Source organism: Methylomarinum vadi (assembly GCF_000733935.1).
In the GTDB taxonomy this organism is placed as follows: Bacteria; Pseudomonadota; Gammaproteobacteria; order Methylococcales; family Methylomonadaceae; genus Methylomarinum; species Methylomarinum vadi.
On sequence record NZ_JPON01000001.1, the window covers coordinates 524339 to 544656 of the forward strand.

Sequence of the window (20318 nt, forward strand, 5' to 3'; positions counted from 1 at the left end):
TATGATCAACTTAGAAATCTTAATTACACTGGTAGCCATGTTAGTGGCCTTCTTCATGGTCGTTTACATGCTGCAGAAAGGGAGCTCCTGGAAAAAACGCGTCAAGCGCGATTACGAAACCCTGGAGTTGGCTAAACAACTGAAGTGTGATACCAGCAAAACCGAGAACCTGAAAGCCCTGGGGCTGAAACCCCTATATATCAAAGCCGAGAAACCGAATACGATCAAAACGCAATGCAGGACCGCGATTGTATTCGGTTTGATTATCTTTTGCGCCTTTTTAGGTTGGTCCTACTACTTGATGACGTTGCCATTGGTCAAGCCGGCCGCGTTGACGATGGGATACGCCTTAACTTGTGTGTTAGCGCTGCTTTATGCTCGAAACAAGATCGAGAAAAGCAAGGGCGAACGCGAGCAATTACGCGAAGCCGTGGCGCAATATGAAAAAGAGTTGGCGCAACCAGCCGTGACGCAAGCGGTCGCACCGCAACGCGGCACTAGAGTAAGATTGTCCGATGCTGGATTCAATCCCCTGGAAGTTCTTTACGATCTGGCCCGCGGCTTTACTTGCGTACCGCAAGACTCCAGCCTGAAACGCCATTATTTGTCAAAATTAATGGCGGAAGTCGAGTCATCTTTCGGTCCCCGGCCGACCGATTCGGCTTTGAAACGCCACCATGACACAATGCTAAAAGCCGAGTTTGTCCGGCGTTTGGAAGGGGTGTCCGCCGAACCCGCAGCTAAGCCGACGGCGGTCGTTGCAAAAGCGGCCGAAGCGGTTGCCGCGCAATCCCCGGTTATGGCAATTCCGGAAGACTCGATGTTGCGGCGGCATTTTCTTAGCCAATTACGCCGTGAAATAGAGGATGGTTTTGGCGACAGGCCTACCGATTCGACGCTGAAACGGCATTACGACGCGATGGTCGATACCGAATACGAAGCGCAAATAGGGGCTTTGTCCATGCTGTCATTCAAAGCTGCGGAACGTTCGCAAATAATCGCCGCCCCTCAAAAACAGGCAATCATCGGTAACGAAAAGGAAACATTCGGCCATGTGCCCGAAGATGCCACGTTGCGGCGACATTTTTTAAGCGAATTGAGAGCTAAAATTGTCGCCAAATTACCGCCCAAACCGACCGATTTCAATTTGCTGCGCCACTACAATGCGTTGGTTCAGGCGGCTTTGGAACGGGAACTGGAGGAACACTATCAGTAAAATTTTCCTTGATTCGCGCGTTGGCGGCGATCTTGCCGCCAACTTTTCTCGCTCAGGGTTTGGTTGATTTCTGCACTGCATCGTTAGCTTTTGTCTTGAACAAAGTAATAACGAGTCGTACGCATGATGATGCTTTGATGCAGCTCGACAATGAGCTTGACGATGTCCAACCCAAGCCCGCTGTAGCCTTTTTCCACAGTGCGGTTATTGTCGAGTTGATAGAAGCGGTCGAAGATATGGGGCAATTCCGATGGCGAAATGCTTCTGCCATTATCATTGCTTCGAGACGTATTTGTTCATGATCCGCGCTTAGCGAGATCCTGATGATGCCTTCCTCGATGACGAAACGCAGGGCATTTTCCAACACCCGTTCACGGCATAGCGCTTAATCGGTTCGACATCGACCGATTTTCGATGCCGGCGCGGAAAAGGCTAGAATCCCCCCTTGTATGGTCGAGCAGTTAAATTTCCTGGCTCGGGTTCAACACCATCAAAGAATGAAACAAAGGCCGCAGGGCCGTTCTGCATGACTTCCTGGCGATACAGATGAGTCGTCACCAGCGTGAGCGAAACGCCGAACACGCCGAGCAAAATGAAAATCAGCAGCAGCGCCAGGGTCAGTTTTGCCAATACCGTCTTGAAGATGGTCTTGGTCTTCATTCCTCGGCGCATTTATAATCGACGCCCCAAACCATCTGGATATAGACGGGCTGTTTCGGATCGTCCTCGATCTTGACGCGGAGCCGGTTGATATGGAAGTTGACGGTGTGCTCGTAGCCGTCATGGCCAGCTCTCAAATCCTGTCGAGCAATTCGTTGCGGGAGAACGCTCGGCCGGGTTGGTGGGCGAAGAGTTCGGAAATACTGAACGGCCTGTTAACGTAATCGTCCGCCCCCTGTTTCCAGGCCCAGTACGCGGTCGAATTCGGAGGTCTTGGCCGTCATCAGTATAGGCGGATAGTTATTGCCGGAGCGGATCGACTTGCAAATGGGCAAAACCCATCGCAACCGGGCAGCATCGGGTCGAGGATGACCAGATCGTAGTGCTGAGCACAATCCCGTATTGCCGTCGAAGCTCAGGTCGACATGGTGCTGAAGATCGCGCAGATGCAAGGCAGCAATTCTCAGTTTGAGCGTTTTAGGGGTGTTTAGGGCCTGGGGAGTGCCTGTCGAGGAACGCCGTAAACCCGTCCTTGGGGCTTGACGGCGGCATCCCTGCCACCGACATCCTCGCCAAACACCCCTCAAGCCTTCTTTGTTACCCAAATTGGGAATTGCTGAGATGCAAGGCCATTAGTTGCGCCAGTTCATCGTTCTCTTCGATGATCAAAATATTCTTGGCCGGCATTGGATAAACCCAATCAGGTTGGCAATGGCTGGATTATAAAACCTAATTATCACAAAATTATCGAGACGGTAATTTTTACCGAATCAGCGGCTATTTACATGGATATCATCTTTAAAGAATACGGTCGGGTCATCTGGCGAAAAAAATGGTATTTCCTGCTTTGCCTGATCGGCATGACGAGCGGGACGGTGTTGGATTTCAACGTGCCTTTGCTGTACAAAAACATCGCTAATGGCCTGGCGAAGCCTTATTCCGATGCGACGCAGGAACTGTTGCTGCACAACTTGTCGCTGGTCGCCTTGTTCTATGCCGGCATCTGGTTGTCCTGGCGGGTACTGGAAATTGGCATCATCCCCGTCGAGGGCGGTGGCATTAATCTACTGGAAAAACGTTGTTTCGACGTGTTGAAACAGCAAAAATACATCTTCTTCGAGAACAGCTTTTCCGGCAGTTTGATCAAACAGGCCAATCGTTTTTCCAGATCTTTCGAAATCATTATGGACTGGGTGTTCTTTCAGCTCTATCTGAATACCCTGGCGATCTCGCTGGCATTCGTCATCTTCTATCAACAACAACCGCGTTTCGCGCTGTATTTCCTGGCTTGGGTGGCGGTCTATTTGACCTGGAACATCGGTTTTTCGATTTGGAAACTGAAATTCGACGAAGCGGTGGCAAAGGCCGATTCGAGAGTGGGCGGGGTTTATTCCGACGCCATCAGCAACATTTTCATCGTTAAATGCTTCGGGCTGGAAAAGGCGGAACAACGACGCGTCGATAAGGCGTCCGATCTAGTCTACCGGCGCAAAATCATCGCCTGGATTCTGATGTTCACGTCTTTTGCGGTTCAAGGCCTGCTGATCTTCTGTATCGAACTGTTGCTGGTCTATTTGATGATCGATAAATGGCGCACGGGCAATTTTCAGGTCGGAGAATTCGTCCTGTTTCAATCCATCATGTTGATGCTGATTCAACGCCTATGGGAGTTCGGCCGCAATCTACGCAATTTTTTCACCGCCTTGGCCGACGCCAAGGAAATGACCGAAGTGTTCAGAAACCAGGACCTGGAAAGCGATTGCCCCGACGCAAAAGATCACCGAATCGACCTAGGAGAAATCCGTTTCGACGCCATCGATTTTACTTATGACCGTGATCGAGCGCTTTTTCGGGATTTCTCCCTGCGCATCGAAGCCGGGGAAAAAATCGCGCTGGTCGGTCATTCCGGGTCCGGCAAGACATCGCTGACCAAACTGCTGTTTCGTTTCGTCGAACCGCAAGGCGGTGCGATTTTATTCGACGGCGTCAATAGCCGGGCGTTTACCTTGGCGTCGCTACGCAGGCAGATTTCGTTGATTCCGCAGCAGCCGGAACTGTTTCATCGTTCGGTGCGCGAAAATATCACGTTGGGCGCGGAGGTGTCCGAACGGCAATTGCTGGACGTAGCCGCCAAGGCGCAGTGCCTGGAATTCATCCAACAATTGCCCCATCAATTCGAGACCCAGGTCGGCGAGCGCGGCGTCAAGCTTTCCGGCGGCGAAAAACAGCGCATCGCCATTGCCCGCGCCTTTCTCGAGGATGCTCCGGTCGTGGTTCTGGACGAAGCGACCAGCGCGCTCGACTCGCTGACCGAACAGCAAATTCAGGTGGCCGTCTTCGAATTGTTGAAAAACAAAACCGCCATCGTGATCGCCCACCGTCTGTCTACGATTTTGCAAATGGATAGAATTATCGTGTTGGAACAAGGGCGGATCATAGAGCAAGGCAGCCACCGGCAGTTGTTGGAACAACAGGGCCGCTATTACCAAATGTGGCGGCATCAAAAAGGGGATTTTTTGGGCGAGTGACATTTGGCAGTGTTCACCCGCGCTTCAGGGCTTCTGCATAATTCGTCGATAGATTGTTATGGATTAGTTCTGAAGAATGTTGCAGAATCATTGCAATTGAAAACCAAAGGAGGCAAATATGTCTGTTGCAGAAATATGTATTCGCGACGTCATCATAATGCGGCGTGACGAGACCGTTTTGGAGGCTTCCAAGTTGATGCGCAAACATAATGTCGGTAGCGTCGTCGTGGTTGATGAACAAGTGGGAAGGCGCGTGCCGGTCGGCATCGTGACCGATCGCGACCTTGTCGTGGAAATCATTGCCATGGAGGCCGACCCCATGGCGATTATGGTTGGCGATGTGGTTGTATCGGAATTGGTCACTGTTCAGGGAAAATGCGGCGTGTTCGAGACGATGCAATATATGCGTAACAAAGGGGTTCGGCGTTTACCGGTGGTCGATGATCGCGGAGATTTGCTCGGTATCGTCACTCTGGATGACTTGTTGAGCTTGCTGGCTGATGAACTGGGCGCTTTGGCCCGGTTGGTCGAGCATGAACGTAAAAATGTTCCGTGATTGTCGCGCCTTTTTAGGGGAGTTGCCAGCATGACGGGGCGTTTTAAATTGTTTTTAGTCTGGTTTTTTGGCTATGCCGGCTCGTTATTGATTTTGTCGCTGTATTGTTTTACTCGTTTGACTGTCGACGACATCAATGCCGTTCTGGGATCGGCCTTGGTCGATCTTACCGGCGTGTTTGCGCCTTATTTGACGCCTATCGTGGCCTTCTGGTTTGCCAAGGAAGTCATTCAAAAGGCGGCGCCGTTGCCTCAAGGGCCGTATCAAGTTGCATTTATTTGTTCTCTGTTTTATAACGCGACGATCATTCTGCTGATGTGCGCGCTGTTCATATTAAATGCTTCTTCTCCAGACTATGCGGTTAACCAAATTTTAGAGCTTGCCAGCACGCTTTCTTCCGGTTTGGCGTTCTTGGTTGGGCCGGCGATCGGTTTCTATTTTGGGAAAACGGATTGAGGAATTAGAATAATAAACGCATGATTACACACAACAACAAATAATGAGATGCTCGACAATATAAAACAGAATCAAACGATTAATAAATTAAAAAACGACCATCCGAATGTTAATGCGGTTGTGATCGTGTTGGGAATCATAATGCTGTGGCGCGGTGTTTGGGGATTATTGGATCAATATCTGTTTCCGGGGTCTCCAACCTTGAGTTACTTGGCCTCCTTGGGATTGGGGATATTAGTGCTTTATTTGGACGATTTCAGTTTAAATGATCTAAAACGATAAGATTTCGGTAGATTATTATTTTATCCGCTAACATCAGCATACCTTTAACGATAAATAACCATTGCTAGCCTCTCCTAGAGGTAATTTGTAAAAATGTTGTAGGATTTAGGCGGCTTCTAAAAAATAACGTTATGCGAATTTGGCCATCCAACATTTTCAATAACTTACACACATCAAAATAGCTAAATTCTGAATTAATTAGAGGCTGCCTTTAGGATTTATTTAAAATAATAATTTAAGCTCCTAAATTCTTTGCACTTTTTTCAAAACACTTGCTTCGGCTTTCTTTTCCAGTTTCTAAATTTATGGCCCCGATATGAATGTAAAATTATTCAAGACCAAGATGGCAGTGCTGGTTCGGTTGCTCTCTTCCGTGTTATATACAGACCAATCCGTAGCCAATTCCAATTTTGATGCACTGGACTCGGCTTTATTTGATGCCTGCGGAAGTGTTATTAATGATGATGTGGTTTATACAGACTTTCAAAGCTTCCGCGAGAATCGCAGTTTGCCCGCGGGTCAAGTTATTAATGATGATGTGGTTTATACAGACTTTCAAAGTGACTGTATTAACGCACTTTTTTCTGGCGACGAGGCACTGGGCGCATTAACTCCCGATGAAATATTCTCCCTCAACACCAATATTACCAGCGGTGCGCTAGATGACATGTTCAAGCGTTTGGCAACATTGCGTCAAATAGGAGGCGGAGCCGGCGCCGACTCGATTGTCAGCCGTTTCGATGTTTATGTAAACGGCCATTCGTCGTGGCAGGAATACGATCAACATTTGTTGAACCCAGGCTTTAATCTGGTCGATAGCAAGGTCATGATCGGCGCCGATTATCGTTTCAGCGATAATTTTATCGTTGGCTTATCCAGCAGTTACCTCAGTTCAGATGCAACCTTAAAGCAAGGAGCAGGGGATATCGACACCAACGGTTATTCATTTTCCGCGTATTCGTCCTTCTATCTCGACGACCGGTTTTTCATCGACGGCACGTTCTCTTACTCCGATCAACGCCATCGGACCCTACGCAACATTTCCTATACCGGCGTCAATCAAGTGGCAAAGGCCAAAGTGGATTCAGATACGTATGCCGCCGGCCTGGTGACCGGTTACAACTTTTTCTTCGACGGCTGGACATTCACGCCGACCGCGCGCTGGATGTACCGCAATATTCAACTTGACGGTTATAGCGAATCACTCTCTGATCCGACAGGTCCGGGCGGAACATTGGGGCTTGCTATCGGCGAGCAGGAATATGAATCGGTGACAGGTAATTTCGGCGCCCAACTCAGTTATGCCTGGAGTCAGCCGTGGGGCGTATTGATTCCAACGCTTTCAGGGGAATATGTACATGAATTTTCCGATAATTCCCAGAGCGTCAACGTCACTTTTGTCAATACCCCGACGGGAACCGGCGGGTTCATTATCCGCAACAGCGAGCGGGATAAAGATTATGCCGTCATCAATGCCGGCCTGTCGGCCCAATTCGCAGGCGGTTTTTCCGCTTTCGTAACCTATGAAAAACTATTGGATTTAAGCACCGTAACCAGCGATTCCTTGTCGATGGGTTTGCGCCTGGAGCTCGATTAATCGCAGTATTCAATTATCGGCATAGGCCATATTATGGCTGATGGTTTATGCCGATTATACTTATCCCCCTTCAAATTTCGGAAGTACCCTGGCAGAGGCGCCGGCATCTTCTGACAGGCATTCCGATGCCTATTTTGATCTACGAAGTATAACCCATTTCAATCACCGTAAACCGCATATAGCCGCAACGCGATATCCTCGGCCGGCAAACAACGCTGACTATCGCACGCTTGCAGGGTTAACTGTACGGTCAATGGCTTGAAATGCTCCGTGGCATCGTTTGGTAAAACGACCAGCCTGATTTCATAACCGCCTTCACTGCGTTGCAGTTCGTTGATTTGCCGAATCTCCCAATCTTGTTGATCGCCAAGGGTAATACTAGGATCTCCGTTAAAATGCCATTCGCTTTCATGGCAATGCAAACGTATTAAAGCTTCGTAGCGGCCTTCTACTGAGTGGCTAAGTTTACCGCTGACTTTGATGCTGCCATCGGCGATATATTGGCAATCGCCGATTTCCCCCAGATTCAGCTCATCGAGTTGCGCCAACATATAGGCATAGGCGATCGGATGTCGGTTCATCTGCCCGGCATAAAAACGCAGAATATTGCGAGCATGCTCCAAATAAGCGCCTTCTCCCGTGCGGCGGAAGAGGCGGGTTAAGACCCTGACTGCCACGGCGTTGCCAGAGGGCAGAGCGCCATCGTAACTGTCCTTGGGTTGCGTGAATAAGAGCCTCTCATTGCCCATGTCAAGCACTCCGCTGGAGTTATCGAGAAATTGATCGAGCATTTCGTCAACCAATTGCCGGGCCCGCAGTAAATAATCTTGCGAGTCGGTCACATCGTACAAGGCCAACATTGCCTCGGCAAAATGGGCATAATCATCTTGCCTGGCGCAAATCGATACTTTTCCTCGTAGATTGACCCGCCAAAGACTATTTTCCAGGCGTTGCGTTTGCCATAAAGTCTTTGCCGCGCATTCTACAGCTTCGATATAGTCGTTGACTTGTAAAAAATGGCCGGCTTCGGCAAAGGCCGTGATCATCATGCCATTCCACGCGACCAGAATTTTGTCGTCCGTCAACGGGGGAACGCGCAGACGGCGATGTTCTCTTAACTTCTCGAGCAAGGGGTCTAAGCGCAAACACAACTGTTTTAGCGTCTGTCCTTGCTCCTGGCTGACGATTGCCAGTGAACGGGGAAGAAACAGTATATTTTTCCCTTCGAAGTTTCCTTGCGGCGTCACGCCGAATAAATCGATGATGAACTGGGCATCGTTTTCTGGCAATAAATTGCGGATTTCCTCGATACGCCAGACAAAATAGGTTCCCTCGTGGCCTTCGCTATCGGCATCGGTGGCTGAATAAAACAAGCCGCGCTCATCGCTCATTTCTCTGAGCACATAGTCCAGCGTTTGCCTGACGACCCGGCGAAATAAAGAACTACCGGTCAACAGAAAGGCCTGCAGGTAGACTCTGGCCAGATAGGCTTGGTTGTACAACATCTTCTCGAAATGCGGCACCAACCAGTATTGGTCGACGGCATAACGGTGAAAACCGCCGCCAACCTGGTCGTAGATGCCGCCTTGGGCCATCGCCTGCAAAGTATGTTGCAGCGCCGCCGATAAAGACGTTTGCGGTTTGCGCTGTAATATTTGAACGATCAGCAATAGTAACGGTTCGTGCGGAAATTTCGGCGCCGAACTAAAGCCGCCATGGCGCGAATCGTAACTGGATAGAATGCTTTCGATGGCACGGGAAGGCAAATTCTGATCCAGTTCCGCTATTTGGTTCGCGACTGAAGAACTTTGTTCGACCGCATCGGCCAATTGTTCCGCTTGATTGATTAATATCTCGCGCCGTTCCCGCCAAGCCCGGTTAATCTGCGTCAATACATCGATAAAATTGGCTTGGGGAAAGTAGGTGCCGCCGAAAAAAGGCTTGCCGTCCGGACACAGAAACGACGACATCGGCCAACCGCCATGACCGCTGAATAAGGTCACCGCCGCCATATACGTTGCATCGATATCGGGATGTTGTTCCCTGTCGACTTTGATGCTGATGAAATGTTCGTTTAACACTTCGGCGACGGCAGGGCTTTCAAAACTTTGTTCTTCCATCACATGGCACCAATGGCAAGTGGCATAACCGATCGATAGAAATACCGGCTTGTCTTGCTCGCGCGCGGCGTCGAATGCCTCTTCCCCCCAAGGATACCAATCGACGGGGTTGTGCGCATGTTGCAGCAGATAAGGCGAATCTTCGAAAATCAATCGATTGATGTAAAGCGGTTGTCCATCGGCCCGCAAATGTCGGGTTCGGGGCCGATAATCGGTTCCTTTATTGGCCAAAGCATCGAGTAAGCGTTGTTGCAATTGCGGTGAATAGGACATGACGTTATATACCTGATCAAATTCCTTTCATCATAAGGCATCTAGCGAAAAACTCCATTTCTAATTGCATGATTTATTCGCTATACTCGGGAGGAATTAACTAAAATTTTTCGTGTTGGATCAATAACTGACAAAGCGGGGTAGAGCAATGAGTTTACAAGACGATATTCAGGAAATGATGGAATCGCTAAAAAAACAACGTGATGAGATTGCTTTAAAGGTACATCTCGCTAGCCTGGAGGCTAAGGACGAATGGGAAAAAGCCGAAAAAAATTGGGATAAGTTTAGCGTCAAGGCCGGTGAAATTTACGACGATGCCGTCGAAACAACCGAAGAAATGGTGGATGGCGCAAAGGTGATTGGCGAGGAATTGGCCCAAGCCTATCGACGCATTAAACAGCGTTTATGAACTAATGCAACGCTAAGTATACCCGCAGTTCGCATTTAGCTCTCATTAGCGGGAATATGAGGCCTTGCCCAACTGCATCTCGTTAAATCGGCAAAGCGTGCGTTCTATAGCCGCAATCTTATCGTGTGATTATCAGGCCTATTTGCCACAGCAATCTATAGGCTGTGGCAATTCCCGCCATGCCTAGTGAACTAAAAGTTTCTTGAATAGAATTCGATTTTGAAATCTTCTTTTAAAACTCCGCACTTAATAACCCTCTTCCAAGCGAATTATCCGCTCATTCATCCAAATAACCGTTTTTTCCATTATTTCGGACCATAGGCTAGGAATTGATTTTCCGTTCAAGCAAAGATTGACAGTCGAAAAAGAATGGATGGACAATCGATAGCAGAATCGAGTAACAATTTTTAGATCATTTTCACTCTTAATTATTAGCGGACCCCGTATGAACGAAGATAAAAAAACTCCATGGAACATGGATAATGCGTTAAGGTATATTTATATCAATGAAATTATTTTTATCGCCTTGATATTTGTCTGTTTTCTCGGTGAATTATTAGCGGAAGTCACCGAACGAGTCGCGTTTTTTTATTGGCTTCTGGTTACGCCGTTCTTTTATTACTGTTCTTATTTGAGTGAGAAAGCGAAAGCGATAAGTACCGGTGTTGAAAATGCCCAATTGATCCGTTACCAGCTTTATTATTGGGGCAGTGCTTTTATAGCGGTCGTTCTGGTTTTTTTGATGTGGCATGCCGATATGATCAAAGCCGGAGGCGCGGCCATGAGTATTCATATCATTTTAGCCCATACCATGTTTTTAAGCGGCATAGTCTTGGGTTTGCATTATTACTTGATTGGCGCCATTTTGTTTCTGACGGCCGCTTTGAACATATTGGTTAGCGGAACGTTCGGGCTGGATTTGATGCTAGCCATTCCATTGATATGGCTGGGATTCTATCTTGAGGACACTGTAATTTTTCCCACCTTGAAACGTAAAAATGATTTCGTTAGAGAACTCGAATCGGAAAGACGCAACGTAAATAAACCTTAGAAAGTAGTGGATGATCAACATTCACTCAATGAAAGGTACAATAAACATAAACTCCTAAAATCATGACGTATAACCATGTTTAGTAAGCTCAAATACAAAATCGAAATTATCATTGTGGCAATAGCGATAAGCGCCTTGGTACTTTTCTTGATGTTTTCTCCCAATGAGTTTCCGGAAAACCCATCTGAAAAACCACCTTTTATCACAGAAGCCTTGCTAAAGGTGCTGAAGGAAGATAATGCCGATAAACGATTGGAATACGCCGAATCCCAGCCGATTATCAAGTCCATGACCAAACATTTGCGTCAATTCGACTCATTGATGCAAATAGATCCCGAAAGAGCTCGGGCACCATTACTCATCGTTGAACGAAGGCTTCTCTATCTGAAAGCCAAAGGTCTGGAAATTGATAATGCGAAAAAAATATTAAGAGACCAAGTCATAAACTACATCGCAAAAGAATAGCCTCTGAAAATAACGTAATTTCGGACAGGGAAGTGCCTGCTGGTAACATCCTAAACAGAGACTGTCAATCTTCCTCCGGTCCAAAGCAGTGGGTATAGTCGTTACAAACCTCGCAGGAAGGGGCGCGGCACAGGTACAGGCCCTCGGCTTCGCACAATTGTTTGTAAAGAAACTTTTTCCACTTCATATCTTTATGGTTGCGTTCGGCCAACACAGGGAAGTTATAGGCCAGAAGCGCCGATAATTCGGCGCGTCGCCATAAGCCTAGGTCCTGCCATAGATGGTCGCTGCCCAGGCAGGCCGACACGATCAGGCCGATGATCCATTCGTTTTCCATGTCTTGCCTTCGGCTGAATTTCCTTAGCAGTCGGATGAGATCTTCCTTTTCCAGCATGCGATTGAAGTCCAGTTCGATGCCGGAGGCCGCTTTCGTGGGAATATCGATATGAGCAAACCAATTCTCTATTAACGAAGTAAATTGCGCCGGCTCCAGCCCCAGGTAATCGGGCAACACGCTATGTCCGCTCAACCAACTGGCGAGAATTTGCGCCAGCCAATGCCTGTTCGGATTATCGCTGGTTTCGCGCAACAGCGAACAATATAGCTGTTCCCGGTCGAATGACAATGACTGCAGCGCGGCGTTCATGGTTAATACTCGACGCGAATATCTTCGTCGCGCACGATCACCTGACATGCCAGTCGCCAGAGACTGGGTAAGTCGTCTACGATCATTTGCTCCATTTCTTCGCGGCTTAGCTTGCCCATCTCCTGCAATATTTTTTTCTCCTTTTCGGTCAACGGGCCGCCCATGCGTTCTTTATTGTCCAAACTGGTAATTTTGACCAGGCAGGTGCCGCATTCGCCGTCCTCGCATTCGAACTGGATCGGGATTTTGTTTTCCTGAGCCAATTTTAAGATAGTCTGTGTGTGGCTGCCGGCCACCGCATAGACCGTTTTATCCCGGTATTCCGGGCTCGTGAATGTCACTGTTGCCATGTTTTACCTAAATCGTTAATAATCAAGCGGGTTTGACGGAAATATTGCCGCCCAGTATTTGAGCCTGGCAGGCCAGCCGGTTGTGTTTGCCGGCCATATTTTCCCGCAATACTTTATCTTCCAGCACGGACGGTTCGGTCAGATGCTGCCAACCGTCGGTGACTTTCATGATGCAGGTACCGCAATCGCCTTCGCGGCAGCCATAAGTGATGCCGGCGCCGACTTTTTCGGAAACCTCGATGACGCGGGTGCCGGCCGGCACCGACACGGTGATGTTTATATCTTCAAACGTGACATTTGCTTTTGCCATGATTTTTCTCCAATTTCAGTAACCACTAGGATGAGGTAAGTTCAGCGAAATCGATGACTCTTGCCTCGCGTAAACCCAATAATTCTTGCGCCAACTCGCGACCGAAACGGTGGCATTGTTCTAGTTCTTCCTCGGTCGGAATCAATTTCACGCGTAGACCCTGAATAGGAACCCGCAGCTTGAGCCCGCGCAAACGGTCTTCCACCAATCTGACCGCTTCGCCGCTCCAGCCATATGAGCCGAATACGCCGCCCAGTTTGTTTTTCAGGTTGACTACGGTCAGTGACGACAACAAGTCCCAGACCGGTTTTACGGCATCGCCATTGATGGTTGGGGTGCCGAATAACAAACCGTCGGCATCTTCGATCAAATCGACGAAAGGCGACACTTCGCCGCCTTCCAGGTCGTAAAGGGAAACCCGGACGCCAGCCACACTCATGACGCCGGCATAGATCGCTTCGGCCATGCGCCGGGTATTGCCGTACGAACTGATATAAAAAATCAACAGGGTTCTTGCCTTGGCCTGTTTGTCGGTGCTTAGCGAAGGTTGCGACATTTCCCGGTAACGCCGAACGTAACGCTTCGGCCGGTCGCGCAAAATGGGGCCATGGGTGGGGGCGATGAGATCGAGCTGCAAGGGCTCGATCAGTTCCAATGCACGAATCACATAGTCCTTGAACGGCCGCATGATATGGGCATAGTAATATTCGAAGGAAAACCTGAAATCGCCCGCCTCATCGTTGAATAACCGGGTATCGCAGAAATGACAGCCGAAGACATCGCCGGAAAACAAGGTTTTTTCTTCCGGCACATAGGTGCATTGGGTATCCGGCCAATGAAGATAGGGGGTATGCAGAAATTCCAGACTACGGTCGCCTAACGATACTTTGTCTCCGGTCAGTACCGGAGTAAAATTCAGCTTATCGCGCTTCAACAGCGCCTTCAGCATGGTTTGGGCTTTCTGCGAAATGAACAATTGCGCCTGAGGCGCGCGCCGCATAAGTTCCGGCAAGGCTCCGGTATGGTCCGGTTCCAGATGATTGAGGACAATGACTTTAATCTCGGCATAGTCGGCAACCGTTTCCAAGCGGGCGAAGAAATCCCCGGCAAACCCTTCCTTGACCGTATCGATGATGGCCACGCCTTCGCTGCCGCGGACCAGATAGGCGTTGTAGCTGGTGCCGTTCGCGGTTTTCAAAATAATATCGAAGCTGCGTAAATCGGGGTCGAAGGCGCCAATCCAATAGACCCGTTCGGATAGGGCGACGGCGGCCGGAGCATTGTTATCGGAATCAACCATGACAGCTTTCCGCTTTTCGGGTTTTGGGACAAATCTTCAAATCCTTTTCCGGTTCGTCTAATCCGATCCAGGCGCAGATTTTTTCCTCATCGAAACCGGCCATTTTTGTTTGACCGACTTGCATCAAGGGTCGCCGGATCAGCAGGGGATCGGTCAGCATCAAGCCGATGGCCTGATCGTCTTCCAACGTGTCGGGGTTGACAAGTCCTTGTTTGATCGAAGGCGCGCCGCGGTTGAACCAGGCGGAAACCGGAGATCCGGCGAAAAACTCGCGTAATCGCTCTGGTTCGACAGACCAATCTTCGGCGAGCAGATTTTTCGCGACCACCGTATGACCGGATTGCCGCAACAATTGTTTTTGGCGCCGATTATTGATACAGCCCGGTTTTTCATAGAAGATGATTTGCGCCATGCTTGTCAACCCGCTTAATGAGCCTGCAGTTCGGCCATCGCCTCGGCCATTTTTTCCGGTGGAATTCCGGTCAGGGAGCCTGGCGGGTTGATCGGCACGCCGAAGGCGTCGAGAATGGCGCCTTCGATCGGACAAATGCTCGCGCATTGCGGATCGGCATGATCCCCCTCGCATTCGCTGCATTTTTTACTGTCGATCAGAAAATGCGGTTTCGCTTCGTAAATCGCGTTGCTGGGGCACAGCGGTTCGCAAGCATAGCAATTGACGCAAGACTCGATAATCTTTAAAGCCATCTCGACCTCCCTAGGCGTTGACCCGTTGCTGTTCGTCGGTTTCTTCTAGCTTGCCGGATTCGGCTAGTTCTCTATAAACCGCCATGACCGCTTCCTTGATGCTTTCCATGGCATGTTCGCCGTTCGGTTGAATGCCGGCCGCTTCCAACTGTTCCCAAGGTTCGTAGCCGATTTTCGAACAAAGCACGACTTCGCAGCCTTCCAGGGTGCGGATATTGCGTTGCAGGGCTGTTTCCGCCTCGCCGCAAGTGCTATCGCCGCTGCAGTACAAATCGGTTTTACGGTGACTGATGAAGCGCACGCCGTCGGGAGATGCCTCGTAGATCAGAAATTCCTTGGCATGGCCGAAGTGGACGTTCATGACGCCTTGTCCGCCGGTCGCGACTGCCATCAGTACCGGGCGAGTGGAAAGCTTGGGCAGCGTTTGCCGTTCTTGAGCGATTTGGGTTTTAGCGACGCGTTTCTCATCCATTTCCAAGGCGATCGCATCATGGATGACCTTACGTTTTTCCATCGCCGCTTGATAATCGATTTCCATTTCCTCGATTTTGTCCATCGTGAACTCATCGCCGCGGTCTTCGCCCAATAACCCGACCGCATCGGCGCGGCACTGACGGCAATGCCGCATCATGTTCATATCGCCGGCGCATTGATCCTGCAATTCCTGTAATTCCGCCGCCGTCGGCCCCCGTTGCCCCATGACGCCATAGAAAGTACCGTGTTCGGCCTCGGCGATCAGCGGCATGACATTGTGCAAAAACGCACCTTTTTCCTTGACAATCCTGCTGACTTCGGATAGATGTTTGTCATTGATGCCGGGAATCATAACCGAATTGACTTTGACCAAGATCCCTTTGGCTACCAGCATTTCCAGACCTTTTTGCTGTTGTTCGATCAGGATTTTCGCGCCTTTCTTTCCCTTGATGCGGCGATTGTTCCAGAACACCCAGGGATAGATCTTGGCGCCGATCTCCGGATCGACACAATTGATCGTAATGGTGACATGGTCGATATTGTGCTGGGACAGCTCCTCGACCGACTGCGGCAAAGCTAGTCCGTTAGTCGAGACGCAGAGTTTGATGTCGGGGGCTTGCTCGCTCAGTGCCCTGAAAGTGGCGAAGGTGCGTTCCGGATTGGCTAACGGGTCGCCGGGCCCGGCGATACCCAATACGGTCATTTGCGGAATGTTGGCGGCGACCGCCATGGTCTTCTTGACCGCTTGTTCGGGAGTCAGCAGTTCGGAAACGACACCGGGCCTTGATTCGTTGGCGCAATCGTATTTGCGGTTGCAATAATGGCACTGAATATTGCAAGCCGGTGCGACCGCCACATCCATGCGGGCGAAATAATGATGGGCATCTTCCGAATAGCAGGGGTGGTTTTGCACTTTTTCCCGAATATCGTCGGTTAAATGGCTCAGTTGATCGTCGGTCGAGCCGCAAGAGCCGGCCGAGCAACCGCCTTTAGTTGTCGGTTGGTCATTGAGTATTGGCAGTTCCATGAGTCATACCTCGTAAATGTGTTTGCCGAGGTATTAAGCATGCCTTGTGCCAATCTTTGTGTTTTTTATAAGTTATTGAAATAATGGATAATTAAATTTTTTACAGAGAAAGGGAATGTTAGAAAAGTAACAATCTGCTTGTCGGCTTTTGTGAGGATAAATACAAAAATAGAGATTACGACTCTGAATGATCACCTTAAAAAGTTCAATTTTTTTACGTTACATGGGAACTAATAGGATATTATAGAGACTAATGTTATTTACTAGATAATTTGGCCTGAACATTGCATTAAAGAATTGACAACATCGAATAATCCTTGCTATTCATCGTTTTCAGGACAGGCCTGACGAGGGGGCTCGGATTAAATTCGCCGGGAATCCGGCAAGCCTACAGGAATAATAAATGACGCCCAATGAAGGCGTTAACAGCTATGAAGCGGAGTAGCTGAGTCGCGGAAAAACTTTCAACCATGTTGTATTGGTTTTTACCTGGAGGGATAGAGAGGCTGTTTCTTACCGTCATGGTGAGGAACGGTATTGATCTGACATTAAAATATGGAGTGAATGATGCACAAACAAGATTTTCGTAAAGACTTAAAAGATTGGTTGAAAATATTATTCTTACAATTTCTTCTGGTATTTGTGTTGGTCGCGGTAAAGTTCATCTAGCAGGCTGAAGGCGATGGCGGAAGATTCGATGAACTAGCTTGCATTAGGCTAAATTTGTTTGAGATTTATATTCAGGGTTTGGATGCGGTAAGCGATTTGCCTGGGCGTCATATTCAGCAGACGGGCGGCTTTGGCCTGGACCCAGCCGCTTTGTTCCAAGGCGGCGATGACTTTTTCACGCTCATCCAGGTTTTCGTCGTGAAGATCGATTTTGATCGATGGCTGAGGGGCGGGCAAAATACCAATTTCTTCCTCCAAGCCTGTATTGATGATGACGTCGCGATCGATAATTCCATCGTTACTCATGATGGCGGCGCGCTCCAATCGGTTTTCCAGTTCCCGAACATTGCCGGGCCAACTGTATTTCATGAGAATGCGCAGGGCGCTTTCCTTGATTTCCAGCAGTCGGCCGCCTTGCTGCCGGGACAGTCGCTTTAGTAAGAAATTCGCCAGTTCGGGAATATCGCCAAGACGTTCGCGTAACGGCGGCATGAAAATCGGCATCACGTTCAGGCGGTAATAAAGATCCTCGCGGAAGCGGCCTTCGGCGACATCTTCTTCCAGATTGCGGTTGGTGGCGGCGATGACGCGAACATTGACGCTCAAGGTCTTGCTGCCCCCGACCCGCTCGAATTCGCCTTCCTGCAATACCCTCAGCAATTTGGACTGAAACGAGGCGGAGATTTCGCCGATTTCGTCTAGAAAAATGGTGCCGTTATCGGCCAGTTCAAAGCGGCCTTTGCGTTGGCCGATGGCGCCGCTGAAAGCGCCTTTTTCATGACCGAACAATTCCGATTCCAACAGGTTGTCGGGCAGGGCGGCGCAGTTGAGCTTCAGAAACGGGCCGTTGCTGCAGCTGGAATTGTAATGAATGGCGTTGGCGACGACCTCTTTACCGGTTCCTGATTCACCGCGTATCAACACGGTGGTGTTCCATTTCGCGACCTGACGGATAATGTCGAACACTTTCAACATGGGCTCCGAGTGACCGATGATATTTTCGAAGCGGTAGTTTTTGACTAGCGCTTGTTTCAAACTGTCGCGTTCATGCAGCAGTTCCTGTTGTTTTTTCTCCATCGCGCGCAGGTTCTTGACGCTTTGCGCGATTAGATTGGCGACCATTTCCAGAAAGCGGGCTTTTTCACCGAGAAATTCCCTATTGTGCGGTTGCGTGGTCAATACTCCGACAATTTCACTGCTACCCATCAAAATCGGGGCGCCGATAAAGGGCAGCTTCGGATCGTACAGGCCGAGCCGGCTAATGAAACGGGGCTCGTCGGCCAAGCGTTCGACGACGATAGTGCTGCCCGCGTCCAAGATGGTTCCGACCAAGCCTTCTCCGGGGTTGTAACGAACCGATTTATCGATCTCATCACCATACACCTCGCATACACTTAAACTGTCGTCTTCGTGGCTACGCAAGGCAATCATTCCGGAATACATGCGTAAACGACGGTGCAAGATTTCCAGTATGTTGTTGAGTTTATTATGTAAGTCGGTATTCGTATTAAGCGACTTGCTGACTTGATATAAAGTCTCCAGTTCCGACTCGACTAATTCATTGCAATGGATCATTCATCAAACCTATCGTAGTCATTTTCGTTAATCATCGGGAAACCGACGATGAAGCGGCATCCATCCTGATATTCGGAATCTATTTCGATCGTACCGTTGAATTGATGCGCGATTTCCTTCGCCATGACCAAACCCATACCGGCCTGGACGCCTCCCATTTTTTGCGTGGTAAAGAAGGGTTGAAAGACTTTACTATGCTGCTGTTTCGGGATGCCTGGACCGGTATCGCTGATACTTACGATGACCCGGTCATTGTGCAATTTCGTCGCAATCATAATATTTCGATCCGGTTGATGGCCTTGATTGAGCGCGGTGATGGCATTGTCGATCAATTGCTTGAACATCATTCGCAGTTTATTTTCCGCGCCCAGTATATTGGGCAAAGTCGGGCTGGGCGCCCAATCCACGACAATGCCGTTGCTAAGAAACTTTTTGTTACTCAGTTTCATGACTTCCTGCAGAATGTGGTTCAGATTGATCGAGGTAATCGCTGTCGGGGCGATTTCGGGGATGCAGTGATTCAAGGTCGATACCGTTTGCTGACAACTGTCTTCCAGTTGCTTCAGCAAATCGAGTAGCGCGCCTTGCTGCTTTTTTTGTTGCATCAAATGAATGGCGGCCTGAATTTGATTCAATGGCTGGCTCACTTGATGAATGGTGCCCAACAAGGTTTCGCGAATGCTGCGGATTTGTTCCTCTTCGGCCAGCATGGCCTTGAGCGATTGCAGATAAATTTCCTCCTGATGCTGACGTTGTTTGGTAATGTTGGAAATACTCAACAAGACATAATTTTCACTCGACTCTTCAAAAAAACCGGTAGCTTCGGCATTTTTTTCCTGAAAGATTTTCGCTGAACAGGCAAACCATAACGGATGATGTTTCGCGGCACTGTCGATGCGCACTTCATAGTTATTGAAACCAGCCGGATTTTGCGCCAGGTAGGTACGAATATCGCCTAATTCGCTGGACAATATTTCCAGAAACAAACGGATCGGTTCCGCATGATCCAGATCGCTGAACAGGGTTTTATATTGCAGATTATCCAGCACCACTTGGTCGTTTTGATCCAGCACCACCATCGCAACCGACGAAGCATTGATGACCGACTCGATCAGTAACTTTTGGTTTTGCAGTTTTTTTTCCACCCGAAACTTGTCGCTGATATCGCGGTGCATGCCCAGGTAATGGGTGATGTTTTTCAACGAGTCCTGCATTGGCGCCACGGTCAGGTCGGCCAGGTATGGGTCGCCATTTTTATGCCGGTTGATCAGTCGGCCGTACCAAGTCTTATTTCTACTGATATTGTGCCAGAGATCGTAATAGACATGTCGCGGAGTGGCCTTATAGGACAGCATCGATTCGTTTTTGCCGATGATCTCGGCAATACTGTAACCGGTGACGTCGCTGAATGCCTGGTTGGCGTACAGAATATTGGCTTTTTTATCGGTAATGGAAATCGCCACCGGCGCCTGTTCGACCGCTTCGACGAACAACCAGGCCGGCAGTAATTCCCTGCGTTTGCCGTTCAAAATATCGATAAATTTTCCTTGTTCCCGATCGAGCAAGGCAGGGTTTAATTGATTGATGACCTTTTCGATGTCCGTATGCATTTGTAGATATTTTAGTGTTGTTTTTTCCATTAGCCTTTA

General features: G+C 49.1%; 23 protein-coding genes. 10 read left to right on the plus strand and 13 right to left on the minus strand.

All coding sequences use genetic code 11. From position 1 onward, the window contains the following. Nucleotide 1 precedes the first annotated feature (1 nt). Entirely contained in the window at nt 2–1216 is a 1215-nt protein-coding gene (locus EP25_RS21650; protein ID WP_036300174.1) for a hypothetical protein, read from the plus strand. An 8-nt stretch (nt 1217–1224) separates the two neighbouring features. Beyond that, nucleotides 1225–1518, plus strand: a complete 294-nt coding sequence (locus EP25_RS24305) for a hypothetical protein (RefSeq protein WP_031432481.1) — start codon at nt 1225–1227, stop codon at nt 1516–1518. Between the two features lie 130 nt (nt 1519–1648). Here EP25_RS24305 and EP25_RS0102670 read toward each other — a convergent pair whose 3' ends face one another. The 3 genes from EP25_RS0102670 to EP25_RS24130 form a co-directional block, all read right to left on the minus strand. Beyond that, nucleotides 1649–1876, minus strand: coding sequence for a hypothetical protein (locus EP25_RS0102670; protein ID WP_031432482.1), 228 nt, complete (start codon nt 1874–1876; stop codon nt 1649–1651). After that, nucleotides 1873–2013, minus strand: a complete 141-nt coding sequence (locus EP25_RS23760; RefSeq protein ID WP_235185810.1) for a winged helix-turn-helix domain-containing protein — start codon at nt 2011–2013, stop codon at nt 1873–1875. Before EP25_RS23760 ends, EP25_RS0102670 begins: the two co-directional genes overlap by 4 nt. 78 nt (nt 2014–2091) lie before the next feature. Continuing rightward, nucleotides 2092–2328: a response regulator gene (locus tag EP25_RS24130; RefSeq protein WP_327036909.1), complete on the minus strand. Its 237-nt coding sequence runs from the start codon at nt 2326–2328 to the stop codon at nt 2092–2094. A gap of 333 nt (nt 2329–2661) precedes the next feature. On the opposite strand from EP25_RS24130, the gene EP25_RS0102685 reads away from it, so the two are divergent. The 5 genes from EP25_RS0102685 (at nt 2662) to EP25_RS0102705 (ending at nt 7295) form a co-directional block, all read left to right on the plus strand. Next, entirely contained in the window at nt 2662–4404 is a 1743-nt protein-coding gene (locus tag EP25_RS0102685) for an ABC transporter ATP-binding protein (RefSeq protein WP_031432483.1), read from the plus strand. Between the two features lie 118 nt (nt 4405–4522). Then, entirely contained in the window at nt 4523–4960 is a 438-nt protein-coding gene (locus EP25_RS0102690; RefSeq protein WP_031432484.1) for a CBS domain-containing protein, read from the plus strand. 30 nt (nt 4961–4990) lie between these two features. Beyond that, nucleotides 4991–5416 carry a hypothetical protein gene (locus tag EP25_RS0102695; protein WP_031432485.1) on the plus strand — a complete coding sequence of 142 codons (426 nt, stop codon included), beginning with the start codon at nt 4991–4993 and terminating at the stop codon, nt 5414–5416. A 48-nt stretch (nt 5417–5464) separates the two neighbouring features. Continuing rightward, on the plus strand, nt 5465–5698 hold the full coding sequence (locus tag EP25_RS0102700) for a hypothetical protein (protein WP_152555580.1): 234 nt from the start codon (nt 5465–5467) through the stop codon (nt 5696–5698). Between the two features lie 343 nt (nt 5699–6041). Beyond that, entirely contained in the window at nt 6042–7295 is a 1254-nt protein-coding gene (locus EP25_RS0102705; protein ID WP_235185811.1) for an autotransporter outer membrane beta-barrel domain-containing protein, read from the plus strand. A 158-nt stretch (nt 7296–7453) separates the two neighbouring features. On the opposite strand, the gene EP25_RS0102710 is transcribed toward EP25_RS0102705, so the two are convergent. Next, on the minus strand, nt 7454–9688 hold the full coding sequence (locus tag EP25_RS0102710) for a thioredoxin domain-containing protein (protein WP_051906344.1): 2235 nt from the start codon (nt 9686–9688) through the stop codon (nt 7454–7456). 148 nt (nt 9689–9836) lie between these two features. Between EP25_RS0102710 and EP25_RS0102715 the strand changes: the two genes are divergently transcribed. The 3 genes from EP25_RS0102715 to EP25_RS0102725 all read left to right on the plus strand — a co-directional run bounded on the left by EP25_RS0102715 (nt 9837) and on the right by EP25_RS0102725 (nt 11613). Next, entirely contained in the window at nt 9837–10097 is a 261-nt protein-coding gene (locus tag EP25_RS0102715; RefSeq protein ID WP_031432489.1) for a hypothetical protein, read from the plus strand. Nucleotides 10098–10542: 445 nt separating this feature from the next. Continuing rightward, the gene (locus tag EP25_RS0102720) at nt 10543–11148 is read left to right on the plus strand and encodes a hypothetical protein (RefSeq protein ID WP_031432490.1); all 606 of its coding nucleotides are present in this window, start codon (nt 10543–10545) and stop codon (nt 11146–11148) included. A gap of 75 nt (nt 11149–11223) precedes the next feature. After that, a complete protein-coding gene (locus EP25_RS0102725) occupies nt 11224–11613 on the plus strand; it encodes a hypothetical protein (protein WP_031432491.1) in 390 nt (129 codons plus the stop codon). Nucleotides 11614–11677: 64 nt separating this feature from the next. Here the strand turns inward: EP25_RS0102725 and EP25_RS0102730 are convergent, their stop codons facing one another. From EP25_RS0102730 to nifL, 9 genes are all read right to left on the minus strand, one after another. After that, nucleotides 11678–12259, minus strand: a complete 582-nt coding sequence (locus EP25_RS0102730; protein ID WP_031432492.1) for a nitrogen fixation protein NifQ — start codon at nt 12257–12259, stop codon at nt 11678–11680. Between the two features lie 2 nt (nt 12260–12261). Then, complete coding sequence (locus EP25_RS0102735) at nt 12262–12609, minus strand: 2Fe-2S iron-sulfur cluster-binding protein (protein ID WP_031432493.1); 348 nt, start codon at nt 12607–12609, stop codon at nt 12262–12264. 22 nt (nt 12610–12631) lie between these two features. Beyond that, the gene (locus EP25_RS0102740) at nt 12632–12919 is read right to left on the minus strand and encodes a 2Fe-2S iron-sulfur cluster-binding protein (protein ID WP_031432494.1); all 288 of its coding nucleotides are present in this window, start codon (nt 12917–12919) and stop codon (nt 12632–12634) included. Nucleotides 12920–12944: 25 nt separating this feature from the next. Next, on the minus strand, nt 12945–14219 hold the full coding sequence (locus EP25_RS0102745) for an FprA family A-type flavoprotein (protein ID WP_031432495.1): 1275 nt from the start codon (nt 14217–14219) through the stop codon (nt 12945–12947). Next, the gene (locus EP25_RS0102750) at nt 14212–14631 is read right to left on the minus strand and encodes an ArsC/Spx/MgsR family protein (protein ID WP_031432496.1); all 420 of its coding nucleotides are present in this window, start codon (nt 14629–14631) and stop codon (nt 14212–14214) included. Before EP25_RS0102750 ends, EP25_RS0102745 begins: the two co-directional genes overlap by 8 nt. A 14-nt stretch (nt 14632–14645) precedes the next feature. Beyond that, nucleotides 14646–14924, minus strand: coding sequence for a 4Fe-4S binding protein (locus EP25_RS0102755; protein WP_031432497.1), 279 nt, complete (start codon nt 14922–14924; stop codon nt 14646–14648). A gap of 10 nt (nt 14925–14934) precedes the next feature. Further along, nucleotides 14935–16425 (minus strand): nitrogenase cofactor biosynthesis protein NifB, encoded by a 1491-nt coding sequence (nifB, locus tag EP25_RS0102760; protein WP_031432498.1) that lies wholly within the window; start codon nt 16423–16425, stop codon nt 14935–14937. Between the two features lie 717 nt (nt 16426–17142). Beyond that, the gene (nifA, locus tag EP25_RS0102770; protein ID WP_031432499.1) at nt 17143–18669 is read right to left on the minus strand and encodes a nif-specific transcriptional activator NifA; all 1527 of its coding nucleotides are present in this window, start codon (nt 18667–18669) and stop codon (nt 17143–17145) included. After that, nucleotides 18666–20309 (minus strand): nitrogen fixation negative regulator NifL, encoded by a 1644-nt coding sequence (nifL, locus tag EP25_RS0102775; protein ID WP_031432500.1) that lies wholly within the window; start codon nt 20307–20309, stop codon nt 18666–18668. Before nifL ends, nifA begins: the two co-directional genes overlap by 4 nt. Between the last annotated feature and the right edge of the window lie 9 nt (nt 20310–20318).

Bases quoted from the DNA above. Each gene is read 5' to 3' on its own strand.
- EP25_RS0102745 (WP_031432495.1), bottom strand. From the start codon at position 14,219: ATGGTTGATTCCGATAACAATGCTCCGGCCGCCGTCGCCCTATCCGAA.
- EP25_RS0102720 (WP_031432490.1), top strand. From the start codon at position 10,543: ATGAACGAAGATAAAAAAACTCCATGGAACATGGATAATGCGTTAAGG.
- EP25_RS0102700 (WP_152555580.1), top strand. From the start codon at position 5,465: ATGCTCGACAATATAAAACAGAATCAAACGATTAATAAATTAAAAAAC.
- EP25_RS0102710 (WP_051906344.1), bottom strand. From the start codon at position 9,688: ATGTCCTATTCACCGCAATTGCAACAACGCTTACTCGATGCTTTGGCC.
- nifA (WP_031432499.1), bottom strand. From the start codon at position 18,669: ATGATCCATTGCAATGAATTAGTCGAGTCGGAACTGGAGACTTTATAT.
- EP25_RS0102705 (WP_235185811.1), top strand. From the start codon at position 6,042: ATGGCAGTGCTGGTTCGGTTGCTCTCTTCCGTGTTATATACAGACCAA.
- EP25_RS0102735 (WP_031432493.1), bottom strand. From the start codon at position 12,609: ATGGCAACAGTGACATTCACGAGCCCGGAATACCGGGATAAAACGGTC.
- EP25_RS0102695 (WP_031432485.1), top strand. From the start codon at position 4,991: ATGACGGGGCGTTTTAAATTGTTTTTAGTCTGGTTTTTTGGCTATGCC.
- EP25_RS0102670 (WP_031432482.1), bottom strand. From the start codon at position 1,876: ATGAAGACCAAGACCATCTTCAAGACGGTATTGGCAAAACTGACCCTG.
- EP25_RS0102725 (WP_031432491.1), top strand. From the start codon at position 11,224: ATGTTTAGTAAGCTCAAATACAAAATCGAAATTATCATTGTGGCAATA.
- EP25_RS0102740 (WP_031432494.1), bottom strand. From the start codon at position 12,919: ATGGCAAAAGCAAATGTCACGTTTGAAGATATAAACATCACCGTGTCG.
- EP25_RS0102750 (WP_031432496.1), bottom strand. From the start codon at position 14,631: ATGGCGCAAATCATCTTCTATGAAAAACCGGGCTGTATCAATAATCGG.
- nifL (WP_031432500.1), bottom strand. From the start codon at position 20,309: ATGGAAAAAACAACACTAAAATATCTACAAATGCATACGGACATCGAA.
- EP25_RS0102730 (WP_031432492.1), bottom strand. From the start codon at position 12,259: ATGAACGCCGCGCTGCAGTCATTGTCATTCGACCGGGAACAGCTATAT.
- EP25_RS0102715 (WP_031432489.1), top strand. From the start codon at position 9,837: ATGAGTTTACAAGACGATATTCAGGAAATGATGGAATCGCTAAAAAAA.
- EP25_RS0102685 (WP_031432483.1), top strand. From the start codon at position 2,662: ATGGATATCATCTTTAAAGAATACGGTCGGGTCATCTGGCGAAAAAAA.
- EP25_RS0102690 (WP_031432484.1), top strand. From the start codon at position 4,523: ATGTCTGTTGCAGAAATATGTATTCGCGACGTCATCATAATGCGGCGT.
- nifB (WP_031432498.1), bottom strand. From the start codon at position 16,425: ATGGAACTGCCAATACTCAATGACCAACCGACAACTAAAGGCGGTTGC.
- EP25_RS0102755 (WP_031432497.1), bottom strand. From the start codon at position 14,924: ATGGCTTTAAAGATTATCGAGTCTTGCGTCAATTGCTATGCTTGCGAA.
- EP25_RS21650 (WP_036300174.1), top strand. From the start codon at position 2: ATGATCAACTTAGAAATCTTAATTACACTGGTAGCCATGTTAGTGGCC.